General features: G+C 38.6%; 12 protein-coding genes. 8 read left to right on the forward strand and 4 right to left on the reverse strand.

Translation table 11 applies throughout. The features are described from left to right. Positions 1 to 22: 22 nt before the first annotated feature. Positions 23 to 955: an AraC family transcriptional regulator gene (locus H7U17_RS13810; protein ID WP_186757320.1), complete on the forward strand. Its 933-nt coding sequence runs from the start codon at positions 23 to 25 to the stop codon at positions 953 to 955. Here the strand turns inward: H7U17_RS13810 and H7U17_RS13815 are convergent. From H7U17_RS13815 to H7U17_RS13825, 3 genes are read right to left on the reverse strand one after another with little or no spacing between them, the layout of a single operon-like run. After that, positions 935 to 1717 carry a geranylgeranylglyceryl/heptaprenylglyceryl phosphate synthase gene (locus H7U17_RS13815; protein ID WP_186757321.1) on the reverse strand — a complete coding sequence of 261 codons (783 nt, stop codon included), beginning with the start codon at positions 1715 to 1717 and terminating at the stop codon, positions 935 to 937. The genes H7U17_RS13810 and H7U17_RS13815 overlap by 21 nt on opposite strands. Further along, positions 1698 to 2066 carry a hypothetical protein gene (locus tag H7U17_RS13820; protein ID WP_186757322.1) on the reverse strand — a complete coding sequence of 123 codons (369 nt, stop codon included), beginning with the start codon at positions 2064 to 2066 and terminating at the stop codon, positions 1698 to 1700. Before H7U17_RS13820 ends, H7U17_RS13815 begins: the two co-directional genes overlap by 20 nt. Next, positions 2059 to 2424, reverse strand: a complete 366-nt coding sequence (locus tag H7U17_RS13825) for a phage holin family protein (protein ID WP_186757323.1) — start codon at positions 2422 to 2424, stop codon at positions 2059 to 2061. Before H7U17_RS13825 ends, H7U17_RS13820 begins: the two co-directional genes overlap by 8 nt. Before the next feature lie 577 nt (positions 2425 to 3001). On the opposite strand from H7U17_RS13825, the gene H7U17_RS13830 reads away from it, so the two are divergent. The 7 genes from H7U17_RS13830 to H7U17_RS13860 all read left to right on the forward strand — a co-directional run bounded on the left by H7U17_RS13830 (position 3002) and on the right by H7U17_RS13860 (position 12175). Next, positions 3002 to 3736, forward strand: a complete 735-nt coding sequence (locus tag H7U17_RS13830) for an LOG family protein (protein ID WP_186757426.1) — start codon at positions 3002 to 3004, stop codon at positions 3734 to 3736. Between the two features lie 2 nt (positions 3737 to 3738). Beyond that, positions 3739 to 4674 (forward strand): lytic transglycosylase domain-containing protein, encoded by a 936-nt coding sequence (locus H7U17_RS13835; RefSeq protein WP_186757324.1) that lies wholly within the window; start codon positions 3739 to 3741, stop codon positions 4672 to 4674. Positions 4675 to 4734: 60 nt separating this feature from the next. Next, positions 4735 to 6414 carry a hypothetical protein gene (locus H7U17_RS13840; protein WP_186757325.1) on the forward strand — a complete coding sequence of 560 codons (1680 nt, stop codon included), beginning with the start codon at positions 4735 to 4737 and terminating at the stop codon, positions 6412 to 6414. Between the two features lie 121 nt (positions 6415 to 6535). Continuing rightward, the gene (gene uvrA / locus H7U17_RS13845; RefSeq protein ID WP_186757326.1) at positions 6536 to 9361 is read left to right on the forward strand and encodes an excinuclease ABC subunit UvrA; all 2826 of its coding nucleotides are present in this window, start codon (positions 6536 to 6538) and stop codon (positions 9359 to 9361) included. A 112-nt stretch (positions 9362 to 9473) separates the two neighbouring features. After that, positions 9474 to 10523, forward strand: coding sequence for a sensor histidine kinase (locus H7U17_RS13850; protein ID WP_186757327.1), 1050 nt, complete (start codon positions 9474 to 9476; stop codon positions 10521 to 10523). A gap of 12 nt (positions 10524 to 10535) precedes the next feature. Then, positions 10536 to 11273 (forward strand): LytR/AlgR family response regulator transcription factor, encoded by a 738-nt coding sequence (locus H7U17_RS13855; RefSeq protein ID WP_186757328.1) that lies wholly within the window; start codon positions 10536 to 10538, stop codon positions 11271 to 11273. 149 nt (positions 11274 to 11422) lie between these two features. Then, a complete protein-coding gene (locus H7U17_RS13860; RefSeq protein ID WP_186757329.1) occupies positions 11423 to 12175 on the forward strand; it encodes a LytR/AlgR family response regulator transcription factor in 753 nt (250 codons plus the stop codon). A gap of 62 nt (positions 12176 to 12237) precedes the next feature. Here the strand turns inward: H7U17_RS13860 and H7U17_RS13865 are convergent, their stop codons facing one another. Then, entirely contained in the window at positions 12238 to 13599 is a 1362-nt protein-coding gene (locus H7U17_RS13865) for a PhoH family protein (protein WP_186757330.1), read from the reverse strand. Positions 13600 to 13722 lie beyond the last annotated feature (123 nt).

Consider the following 13722-nt stretch of genomic DNA (forward strand, 5'->3'; position numbering starts at 1 on the left):
TCACTCAATTAATGCGTTTATCATGGAATATTACAATAAAGTCATAGAATCCGTTGGTGTACGGTATATGCGGGGGAATAATTTTAAGGTGGAAAGACCTATTACGGTCACTGACTATATTGAACCTGATAATACTGTTATCCTATTACATCAAGGGGTCTTAAAGTTTGGAGAAGAGCAGGAAGTAGTAAATGAAGGTGAGATCCTCTTTATTCCTGCAGGAAGGGCTTCCAGGGTTACCTTTGGTCCAGCCACGAAAAGGGGTGAGGCCAATAATGACACCTTTGTAGAAAACAAAAAGAAACATCTTCAGAGTATTAGTTTTAAGGACATCAAAAAAGTAGAAGAGGATTGTGTTACCCTTGTTACTTTTGAAGCGAAAGTTTTTGATGTGGTTAATTTCTTCAATTCATTGGGGATTCCTCCATTTATAATTCGTTTCAATGATCGTCTGGCATCTATTATAGAAGACGTCGTAAAGGAATCAGAACAAAATACACCTGGTAAGGAACGTGTGATCAAGTTGCACACTGAACTTTTGGTTGTGGAATTGGTGAGGCATATTCTTAAAAACCGTCTTTTTGTGGAAGAAATGTCTACCAATAGTACCTATTTTAAAGATCCTCGATTGATCGATATGTTTAATTATATCAAGAAAAACATCGGTGGAGATCTTTCCAATAAGGTATTGGCGAAAGTGGCCAATGTATCCGAGGATTATGTGGGCCAATATTTCAAAATGCTTACGGGAATCAATCCTCAGGATTATATCGAATACCAAAGAATGGAAGCCGCTGTGGACCTATTAAGGACTACTAAGAAAAGCATCCGAGATATTGGTAAGGAAGTTGGCTATAAGGATACTGCCTATTTCTGTAGAAGATTTAAGATGATGTATGGCTTGCCTGCAGGAAAAATGCGGAGAAGAGAGTCCCTAATTAACGTTCAGGGATAAATTATAGACATGAACATAATCAAGCACCTCGGTCAGCAGATCGGGGTTTTTTTCTACCCCATTACCTAGTACAATCAAATCTGCTCCCGCATTCCAGGCAGCTTTGGCTTTTTCGACTGTATTGATTCCCCCTCCTACTATCAATGGGCAAGCTGTATGTTCTTTTACTTGGGAAATAATTTTTTGGCTTACTGGGCTTGACGCACCACTGCCGGCATCTAAGAAAAGATGTTTTAGTCCTAAATACTTTCCAGCTAAGGCTGTGGCCACTGCCAAAGCAGGTTTATTATTGGGAAGTGGAATGGTCTGACTGATATAATTGGCACTGGTAATTTCTCCATTATTCACCAGCATATATCCCGTAGGCAGGATTTCCAAATTGGTCTTGGCCAGGATTGGGGCAGCGGTTACTTGTTGACCAATTAATAGTTCAGGATTTCTGCCTGAAATAAGCGAGATAAACAAAATGCCATCTGCCAAGTCGCTCACTTGGATGACATTGCCTGGAAAAATTACTACTGGTATCTCAGTGCATATCCCTTTAATAAAGGAAATAAGTTTATCGATATTTTGTGCTGTGAGCAAGCTGCCCCCTACGAAGAAGAAGTCCACCTGCTTGCTGGCAGCCATATTGATCAGCTTTTCAAAGGACTGTTGATCATTTATTTTTTCAGGGTCAATCAACAGGGCTACTGCTTTTTGACCGGTCAAATGCAGTTCTTGAAGTTTTCTGCTAATAGGCTCAGGCTTTTTTGTTGACATTTGCTGCTTTTTTTGATAATTCATCCATCAATTTTGCCTGACCAATAGATAGCAATACCATAAAGAGCCTTTTGCCCATTGAGCCCATGAGTGAGGACTTTTGCTTCTTGGTTTTTTTAATGATGTTTTTATCAATATTGCCCTCGCTATCCAATTCCTTGAGGAGCTTTTTGAGTTTTTTATCCTTCTTTTTTCTGAACATTTTAGAAACCCCATATGAAAGGATTCCTCCGGCCAGAACAGCTCCACCCAACTTTACCCAAGTTTCTGAATCTTTTTTCAAAGTGCCAATTTGCTGCTCCAATTGCTTCTCCAGATCGGCAGCTTCTTGCTTTAGATCTTTATTCATTATTATCAGATTTTTGGTTTTTGGTATAAACGAAGAATTTATGTAGGCCTTCTAGGATAGAGTGCTGTATGGTTTTGGAGTCTTTTATGATGTAAAGGACGATAAATAGCCCTAAATAAATAAGCCCGACATAGAAGAAGCCAAGGGCATTGGAGTAGGTAATTTCTGCAAAATAAAATGCCAAGGAAATGCTGGAGAATAATAGGATCAGAACGCCTAAGATCACCATCATGCTCAACAAGGCAATTTTTGTGATCAATTGCGCTATATGTTCCTCAAAATCCTTTTTGACCATTTCTACCCTGACTTCAATAAGCTTTTTGACAGTCTTGATAATCTCAGCGGCGTTTAGCATCATTTTGTATTTATAATTAAAAATTTGTTCAAGAGATTAATACATTACAATATACATCAAAAACCTTGCACCGAAAACTAATATTAATGGACCTTTATGGTAATGGAAGGCTTTTTTAGCCATTTGCTGCTCAAATTCTGATGGATACAGATTAAAATAGTTTTAAGATTCAGTATAATAACTGATGGGGTCCTAGGTTTAAACTCGTAATATAAGCGGTATATTTTTAGCCTTTCAGCTTTCAATTATTGGCTAATTTTGAATTTTTTTCGATACCATAAATTCGTCATGACTTTTTGTCAAGGCCTGATGGACCGAAAAACAGTTCTTTTATATTTATAGGATTGAATTACAAGATGTTAGTGTGGTTTTTGTGGTAAATATTCTTGCTTGGATTGAACGAAGTGTGCCTGATTTATTTTTGGTAATAGGACCTGAGGTTCCTGAATTGGGCGTATATATTTAACTAAAGGAGGTTTTTTCCGTTTTAATATTAATGAAAAAGATTAATTTGGATTACTAAAAGTGCTCACTTTTGGAAAATCTCTCGAAGGAAGTTTTTTAAACCTAAATGATTATGATGAACGGAGAACCCAAAAAAAAGGAGATGACAGAAGAAGAAAGAATACGCCGAGCTTTTAAGGAAAAAGATTGGAGCGAAATTAAAAGTGCAAATTCATGGGTGATTTTTAAAGTCATGTCAGAGTTTGTTGAGGGTTTTGAAAAGCTAGCCAAAATAGGGCCTTGTGTGTCTATATTTGGCTCAGCACGTACCCCACAAGAAAACAAATATTATAAGATAGCCGAAGAGCTGGCTTCTAAGCTGGTCAGGCACGGATATGGCGTGATTACTGGTGGAGGGCCGGGTATTATGGAAGCAGGGAATAAGGGAGCTCATGCAGAAAACGGCAAATCTGTGGGCTTGAATATTCAATTGCCTTTCGAGCAGTTTAATAATATTTATATTGATCAGGATAAATTGATCACATTTGATTATTTCTTTGTCAGAAAGGTTATGTTTGTAAAATATGCGCAGGGTTTTATCGTCCTTCCTGGAGGTTTTGGGACGATGGATGAGCTATTTGAGGCGATAACATTGATCCAAACCAAGAAAACAGGACGATTTCCAATCATATTGGTGGGCAAAGAGTTCTGGGAAGGCTTGATAGATTGGATAAAAAGTGTGATGCTAGAAAAGCACAAAAATATAAGTCCTGAAGATATGGACTTGTTCTCAGTGGTAGACACTGCAGAGGAAGCGGTCGAATTAATTGACGAATTTTATAATAAGTACCTTTTATCTCCGAATTTCTAATTTTGAAAAATTATCATATTTACGTTTTGTACGGCCTTGTGGCCGTACTTTTTGGTTTAGTAGTTTTTTATAAAAACAATCCATCAGAAAATATTTCTTATAGAAAAAGCTCTGAAGCCCGCGTAGGTCCTCAGACCAGTTCTGCGGGTCCCCGCGTAAAAATTTTTGATCTGCCAGAGAAGCTTGATTTTGCTGGCGAAGCGGTACCATTAAAGGAAAGTGATATTAGGGAGCGTTTGGAAAGGGAAATATATGTGAATGTATATTGGGAGTCCAATATGCTGCTGATGATGAAGCGGGCAGGGAAGTTTTTACCTACCATTGAAAAGATATTGGCAGAAAATGGGATACCAGATGATTTCAAATATGTGGCCATGATAGAATCAGGCTTGATGAACGTGGTCTCTCCAGCAGGAGCCAGGGGATTTTGGCAATTTATGGAAGGCACCGCTAAAGACTATGGCTTAGTAGTAAACAGAGAGGTAGACGAAAGATACCATTTTGAAAAAGCTACCGTTGCTGCTTGTAAATACCTCAAGAAGTCCTATGCTAGATTTGGAAAGTGGACCAATGTAGCTGCCAGTTATAATATGGGCCAAGCAGGATTGAGCAGAAGGATCAATGACCAGCATCAGCCCAATTACTATGACCTTTTACTGAACGAAGAGACCAGTCGGTATATGTTTAGGATCTTGGCTTTTAAGATAGTGTTTGAAAACCCCAAGAAATATGGTTTTGAGCTTAGTAAAGATGATTTGTATCGCCTTCCAGAGCTAAGGACACTGGGGATCAAAAGCAGTGTCAAAGACTTGGCTGATTGGGCGATAAAGCATGGAAGTAATTACAAAGAGCTAAAAAACTTTAATCCTTGGTTAAGAAGAAGCAAACTGACGGTAAGAAAAGGGAATGAGTATTTTGTGCAACTTCCGGTAGAATAATTTATAGTGTGATCTTGGGAAATAATCCCTATTTTTCATATTGACTAGACTTGGATCCCGATGAAGTTTAAAGGCGTATTTATTTTTCTGGCTATTGCCATAATGGTAGTGGTATTTATCTTTAGGGGGATCCCTTATTTTGTAAACTTATATTTGAACAGTCATGCGGATGAAATAGTTGGTGACCTGATTACCAGGACCAATGATTTTAGTGGACACAAAGTTAAGTTTGGGAAAGTAGACCTAGATTATGATTACCGCGGTACCTATTTGGAATTGGATTCCGTGGCTATTTTTCCGGATGAAGATTTTCCAGACAGTAGGGTTAAAATTCAGCTATTGGCAGACAGGATTTTATTATCCGGTTTAAAATGGAAAGATCTTTTTGTAGACAATACGGTGATTCTGGATTCCGCAGAGCTAAGCAATGTCAATATCGAATCTCTCTCCCCTTCTTTGGATTCTTTGAACCTTAAGAGTAATGAAGAGATCAAACGAAAAAAAGGCAAAGACTATCAGGCAATCAGGGTGAATCATGTACAATTGAAAAATTTTTCAATTGAAAATAAGGATGTGGATATAGATTCTTCTAGGTTTCAAATTGAAGGACTCAGTGTGATCGCGCATAAGTTCATCTTGACCAGTGAGGATTTGGAAGCACCCAATGCCCTATTTGATGTGGAGACTGTAGAAGGTGAGATTAAGCATACTTCCATTCATTTTAATCAATATAGGAATGAATTGAATGCTGAGGACTTGGTTTTCAGCAAGGAGAAGAGAAGTCTTTCGATAGCCCACGTAAGCTTGGACAATAAATTGTCCAAGTATAAATACATTCAGGAGTTTCCAAAAGAAATTGATTGGGTGGAGCTGGAACAGGCAGGATTGGAATTAACAAATATGAATTATGACGCCTTTTTTAGGAAGGGGATTATAGAATCAGAGAAATTGTTGGCCAGGGATTTCAGAATAATGGTTTTCAGGGATAAAAGGAAGCCTGACAATACCTTAAAACGGCCAAAAATGATACATCAAATTATCGGAGGAATTCCTAAGCCTATACATGTGGATATGCTTCAGCTGGAAAATGGTTATGTGGAATATATGGAGCGCCCCGATAATGAATCACCGATGGCAGGAAAGATCTATTTTAATGATATCAATGCTGAAATAATCAATATCACCAATATTCCTGAAATGTTGGAAATGCATAATGAGATGAGATTGAGAGCTGATGCTCAGATTATGGGTAAAGGACAAGTAGATCTAAATGTAGTTTATTATTTACAGGATAGTACTGGCAGGTTTACCATGAAGGGCAATGTACGCGATTTGCCGGCTTCTGCTATGAATGAAATGTTACGACCTGCTACCCAAGTGGAGGCCAGAACAGGAGTAATTGATGATTTGGCTTTTAATATCAAGGGTGATGATATTGAAGGGTCTGGTGAAGTGGTGATGAAATACCATGATCTAGCGATTGACATACGGGGTAAATCATTTGGTAAGCCACAAAACATTTTTCAAAAAATTGGGTCTTTTCTCACGAACAAGTTGGTGATCCCCTCGGATAACCCCAATAAAAAAGGGCAGCTGAAAAAAGGTGAAGTATACTTTAAGCGGGATCAGAGCAAATTTATTTTTAATTATTGGTGGAAACTTATTTTGAGCGGTATGCGCTCCACCCTCACGGGTGAGGACGAAGAAAAAATGCGCAGAAAGGCTGATCGGGAAGAATAACCCTTATTATCTGGAAAACTAATTCTGATTTATTAGGGTTTAAAAAAGATGGCAAGGGTATTCCGTTAATAATCCATATTTTTGTCAAATTGTAATATAACCAAAAAGTCCTGATCTATTCATGGCCAATACAGTAGCAGCAGTAGAAGAGAAAATAGAGATTTATGGTGCTAGGGAGCATAATCTCAAGAATATAGATTTATCCATTCCGAGAAACCAATTGGTGGTCATTACCGGTCTTAGTGGAAGTGGTAAGAGTTCCTTGGCTTTTGATACCATTTATGCAGAAGGGCAAAGGAGGTATATGGAAAGCTTTTCGGCCTATGCGCGATCTTTTTTGGGCGGAATGGAAAGGCCCGATGTGGACAAGATAAATGGACTTTCTCCAGTGATTTCCATTGAGCAAAAGACCACTAGTAAAAATCCAAGGTCCACGGTAGGCACAGTTACAGAAATTTATGATTTCATGCGTCTGCTTTATGCTCGTTCGGGAGAGGCATACTCCTACCTGTCAGGAAAGAAGATGATCAGACAGACCGAAGATCAGATTATTGATCAGATACTGGCGCATTTTGAAGGCAAGAAGCTTTATATCCTCGCACCTGTCGTAAAAGGGCGGAAGGGGCATTACAGGGAGCTTTTTGAGCAGATCCGCAAGATGGGATTTTCTAAAGTTCGTGTAGATGGAGTAGTGATGGAGATGGTGCCTAAGATGCAAGTGGACCGTTATAAAATCCATGATATTGAAATAGTGGTGGATAGGATTGTGGCAGAAGAGGATGATCGTTACCGCATTACCCAGTCTTTAAAAACAGCTCTTCAGCATGGAAAAGGTATCATCATGTTACGAGATGAAGATGGAGAAATTCATCATTTTTCTAAATACCTGATGGATCCAAGTACAGGTCTTTCCTATGATGAACCTGCACCGAACTCATTTTCATTTAACAGTCCTTATGGAGCCTGTCCAAGCTGTAATGGATTGGGAAAAATAGACGAAATTACAGCTGAAAATATTATTCCAGATCCTAATTTAAGTATTTCCCGCGGAGGGATTGCACCTTTAGGAGAGTACAGGGATATTTGGATTTTCAAAAAAATAGATGCCATCCTAAAGCACTATAAAGCCAGTCTATCTACTCCCATAAAAGATCTAAAAGAAGAAGTCATCCAAGTCCTTTTATATGGGGATAAAATGGAAGTAGAAGTAGATTCGGTAAAATACCCTGGAACAAAATGGAATACCACTTTTGAGGGAATTGTTAACTTTCTTCAGAAGCAGCAAGAAGGTGGTTCTGATAAAATCCAAAAATGGGTCAGTGATTTTACTACCACTAGGGTTTGCCCGGATTGTGAGGGTTATAGGCTAAAAAAGGAGGCTTTGCACTTTATTATTGCTGGTAAGCATATTGGAGAGCTGGCCATGATGGATATCAGGCAGTTGGGTGAATGGTTTGCGCAAATAGATGATAAGCTGACTGAAAAGCAGAAAATAATAGGAACGGAAGTACTTAAGGAAATTCGCAAGCGAATAGGCTTTTTGCTGGATATTGGCCTTGATTACCTTTCCCTTAACAGGCCTTTGAGAACACTTTCAGGAGGGGAGGCGCAACGTATTCGATTGGCCACTCAAATAGGTACCCAGCTGGTGGGGGTTTTATATATCCTAGATGAACCAAGTATTGGCTTACACCAAAGAGATAACGTTAAACTCATCAAGGCACTTCAGGATCTCAGGGACCTGGGAAATTCCGTATTGGTGGTTGAGCACGACAAGGACATGATGATGGATGCTGATTATGTGGTGGATATCGGACCTGGTGCTGGTAGACACGGTGGGCATATTGTGGCAGAGGGCAAGCCTTCGAATTTTATCAAACAAAAGAGCCTTACAGCTAAGTACCTGAATGGTGAAATGGCCATTGAGGTTCCAAAAGAGCGTCGGAAAGGAAATGGTAAAAGTCTTGAGTTAAGTAAAGCAACTGGGAACAACCTGAAGCATGTTGATCTTAGTTTGCCACTGGGAAGTATGATCTGTGTAACAGGAGTGTCTGGAAGTGGCAAGAGTTCCCTGATCCATGAAACTCTCTTTCCTCTATTGAACCAACATTTTTATCGTTCTCGAAAAGAACCGCTTTCCTATGGAAGTATTGAAGGGTTGGAGCATTTGGACAAAGTGATCGAAGTGGACCAGTCACCTATTGGTCGGACTCCTAGATCCAATCCAGCTACTTATACTGGTGTATTTACGGATATTAGGGCTTTGTTTACAGAATTGCCTGAGGCTAAAATCAGGGGATACAAGCCTGGAAGATTTAGCTTTAATGTAAAAGGAGGGCGTTGTGAGGATTGTGAAGGTGCGGGCATGAAATTGATAGAGATGGATTTCTTACCAGATGTTCATATTCCATGTGAAACTTGTAAAGGCAAGCGTTATAATCGAGAAACCCTGGAAGTGAGGTTTAAGGGTAAATCTATTTCTGATGTTTTGGATATGACGGTAGAGCAGGCTGTGGAGTTTTTTGATAAGCAGCCTAAGATCCTTCGGAAAATCCAAACCTTGAATGATGTGGGCTTGGGATATATTACCCTTGGTCAGCATGCCACTACCCTATCTGGTGGAGAAGCCCAAAGGGTGAAACTGGCCACTGAACTTTCCAAGAAGGATACAGGGAAAACATTTTATATATTGGATGAGCCTACGACAGGCTTACATTTCCAAGATATAGAGCATCTTTTGGAGGTTTTGAATAGGTTGGTAGAAAAAGGTAATACTGTTTTGATCATTGAGCATAACTTAGATGTGATCAAGGTAGCTGATCATATTATTGACCTTGGTCCTGAAGGTGGAAATAAGGGAGGAGAGATAGTCGTTCAGGGAACGCCGGAGTTTGTTGCTCAACATCCGTCAAGCTATACGGCTAAATTCCTCAAGATGGAATTATAGCCTTGCTTAGGTTTTTTTGGTCAAAACAGGTGAATACCCTTTTAGCCAATGCTTGACCCATTGATAAAAAATAGCTTCCTACATCCCAAGACTTCCTTATATTTGGGAAAGCATGGATAGAAGTCGTTTATACTGGATATTACAAATATTAGGTTGGTCATGCTTTGCGGTGATCAACCTCTTTTTTGTCTCTTTGATAAGAGGCATCACTTCTGTGCAGATAGGGGCATACCTTTCCTTAGGGGCTTTCTATTTGGTCTCTACACATTATTTCAGGCATATTATCATCACCAAAAAATGGTTTGACTTTAGCTTCAGTAAGTTAATGTCCAATGCCTTGGTGTTTTTGCTAGCCCTAAGCTTTGCCAATGTCATTGCTACCATCCTGATCAACTGGATTTTTGGTATTTTAAGGGTCCATGAGGACCTTAAGCCTATAGTGTTATTGGTGAATATGTTCATCAGTTTCCTTTATTATACACTATGGACGATGATGTATTTTCTCTATCACTTTTTGGAGAATTATAATACTACGCTTAAGTATCAAGCTAAGATCAATGAAATTAAACTCAATCAGTTAAGGAGTCAGCTTAATCCGCACTTTATTTTTAATGCCTTGAACAGTGTGAGGGCCTTGGTAGATGAAAATCCACCAAAATCCAAGGAGGCGATTACTCAGCTCAGTAATATTTTGCGGTATTCGTTAATAATGGATAAGAAAAGGACAATTGATTTTGGTGATGAGATCAAGATAGTTCGAGATTACCTCGATTTGGAAACCATCAGGTTTGAAGAGCGGCTAAAGGTAAATTTTGATATTGAGGAGGAGGCCTATCACTATAAGATTCCACCAATGATGTTGCAAACAATCGTTGAAAATGCGATCAAGCATGGAATTTCAAACCGTATGAAGGGTGGGCTGATTGAGATCAAATGTTCTATTGGACTTGCGGGGGATCTTTATTTATTGGTGAAAAACAGTGGGCAATTAAAAGGCGGTGTCGGCAGAAAGAATGATGGCAGTGGACATGGGGTTTCGAATACCATGCAGCGTCTTAGATTGATATACGGCAGCAAGGCCAGCTTCAAAATGAAAAACTTTGATGCTGAGTTTGTGCTGACAGAAATTAAAATTCCGAAACAAAGTATTAAATTAGATTAAACTTTTAAAACCATGCGTGCATTAGTAATCGATGATGAAAGACTGGCTAGGAAAGAGCTGATCAATTTACTTTCTGGTATAAGTGATGTGGAGGTAGTTGGAGAAGCCATGAATGTGGATGATGCCAAAGAGAAAATTGCTGAGTTAAATCCTGATGTGATTTTTTTGGATATTCAAATGCCCGAGAAGACAGGATTTGATTTATTGGCAGAACTGGAGGCTGTTCCCAAAGTAGTATTTACTACGGCCTATGATGAGTTTGCGCTTAAGGCCTTTGAAGTAAATGCTTTGGATTATCTATTAAAGCCTATAGAGCCGGAAAGATTGACTGAGGCCATCGCCAAACTAAAGAGTCAGGCAGATACAGGAAATGACGATTCCAATGAAAAAACTGTAGAAAGTGGGGACCCTAAGCTTAGCCTAAAGGATCAGGTTTTTGTTAAAGATGGTGATAAATGCTGGTTTGTAAAATTAGAAAATGTTCGGTTGTTTGAGTCCGATGGTAATTATATTAAGGTTTATTTCGATAATAATAAGCCAATGATTCATAAATCTTTGAATGCATTGGATGAAAGACTTGATGAGAAAGCATTTTTTAGGGCAAGCAGGAAACATATCATTAATTTAAGTTGGGTAGAAGGCATAGAGCCTTGGTTTAACGGAGGTCTAGTGGTAACCCTTAAGGGTGGCGACCGGATAGAAGTCAGCAGACGTCAGGCCGCTAGATTTAAGGATATGATGAGCCTATGATTTAAAAATGCAGTTATTGAATTGTATTTGTGGATTAATATTTACATTTTCATTGTTTAAGAATTGTTTTTTGGAGGATTTGTGGAAATAGATAAGATATCTAAAGGATTTAAACATAACATTTACAGGTTAGGAACCGCTAATAAAATATGAAAGAAGAAAGAATTTTGGTTGTTGAGGATGATCCGGATATTGCAGAAAATATTGAGGAGATTCTCGAACTTTTAGGATATGTAAATATCGACATTGCTAATTCTGCCAATCAAGCTATTAAAGTAATCAAGAAATACCGGCCTGATTTGGTATTTATGGATATCAAATTGAAGGGGGACAAAGATGGGATAGAGTTGGGTGAGATCGTACAGCAAATGGTTGATGCTCCCATTATTTATGTTACTTCCTATAGCGATCCTTCAATAATTGAAAGGGCAAAACGTATACATCCTGCCGGGTTCATCGTTAAGCCTTTTAATACGAATGATATACATGCAATTGTCGAAATTGTTCTATATAACAGAAGGACCAATGCTTTGCATTCTGATGCTCCCAAGGCCAAAGCAGAGAGCCCATATTTGGTTACAGATGCAGTTTATATCAAATCTGACAATGCCTATGAGCGTGTGAATTACGGTGATATTTATTACGTAGAGGCAAATGGCAATATGGTTTCTATTTTTACAAAGAATAAAAACTATGTGATCAGAAAGTCCATGAAAGATATGGAAGAAAAGCTTCCAAATGACCTTTTCTTAAGAGTACAGAAATCATATATAGTTCAGTTGGGACAAATAGAAAGCTTTAGTACCAAGGAAATTAATCTTAAAAGTGGGGCCGTAGTCCAAGTAGGTCGTCAGTACTATAATAGCTTTTTGGCTAAGCTAAACACCATAACTGAGAGTTAATCAAGTCTGAGTAATATAAAAAATTTAAAGCCTCCCTTTTGGAGGCTTTTTTGGTTTAAGTATTATAGTAATTCATTGGCTAAGTTTGCTAATTCTGAACGTTCGCCTTTTTCGAGTTTGATATGGGCATATAATGGATGGTCCTTAACCCTATCAATCAGGTAAGTAAGGCCATTACTTTGACTATCTAGATAAGGAGTGTCAATTTGGTGTACATCACCTGTAAATACAATTTTTGTATTTTCCCCAGCTCTACTGATGATGGTTTTGATTTCGTGGGGAGTTAAGTTTTGTGCTTCGTCCACAATAAAGAAAATATTCGAAAGTGACCGTCCCCTGATATAAGCCAATGGCTGAATTACCAGCTTTTCTTGATTGACCATTTCTGTGATTTTTTGAAATTCCTTGTCAGACTCTTTGAACTGGTTTTGTATGAATTTCAAATTATCCCAAAGTGGTTCCATATAAGGATTAAGCTTGGATTTGATATCCCCAGGTAGGTAACCAATGTCTTTATTGCTCAATGGGACTATAGGTCTTGCAAGAAATATCTGTTTGAAATCTCTTCGCTGTTCTAAAGCTCCTGCAAGGGCTAATAAGGTTTTTCCTGTTCCTGCCACTCCTTGAACCGATACCAGTTTAATATTAGGATTTGTAATAGCGTGGAGAGCAAAAGTTTGCTCCGCATTTCTTGGCTTCACGCTATAGGCGAGTTTCTTGTCCACACGCTCCATGGTATTGGATTCCCCGTTATAATAGGCCAAGACAGAGTTTTTTTCGCTTCGAAGAATATAGTAGGTATTGGATTTCCTTTTTCGGGTGCCTAGCACCAATTTGGATTCTACGGTATAATTATCATATAACTTATTAATGACATCTGGATCAATCCCCTCTATAATCGCCTTACCCGTGTTTTCCAGTTCTGTTACATTTTTTATCTTGCCTGTTTCATAATCTTCAGCATGGATGTCCAGTGATTTGGCTTTTAATCTAAGGTTGATGTCCTTGCTTACCAAAATGACCTTTCTATTGTCTTCCTCGCTTTTGAGCACTAAGGCGGCATTGAGGATTTTGTGGTCATTTTTTTCTTCACCAAAGACCTTATTGGCATTGATATGCTCTTCTTTGAGCTTGTCCGAGGTCATCATGACCTTAAAGAATCCTTTGGTTTTTCCGTTGAGTGGCGTCCAGTGGTGGATCATCTTGTCTTTTGACAATTTGTCCAATAACCTAATAAACTCTCTCGCCTCGAAATTTTTAGAATCATTGCCCTTTTTAAACTGATCCAATTCCTCCAAAACTGTGATGGGAATAACCACATCGTGCTCTGCGAAATTCATGATTGAATTGTGGGCATAGAGTATGACCGAAGTGTCCAAAACAAAGATTTTTCGGTCGTTCTCGGTTTTTTTAGCTCTTGGCATAGGCGACGAAGGTTTGTGATGAATAGTCTTTAATAAGATAGATAATAATCTCTGGGATTACCATTTTTTTTACCAAAATTAAGCGTGTAAATCGGGTGTGATGTATAAGTTATTGTAGTTCAG

This window comes from Echinicola salinicaeni (assembly GCF_014280965.1).
In the GTDB taxonomy this organism is placed as follows: domain Bacteria; phylum Bacteroidota; class Bacteroidia; order Cytophagales; family Cyclobacteriaceae; genus Echinicola; species Echinicola salinicaeni.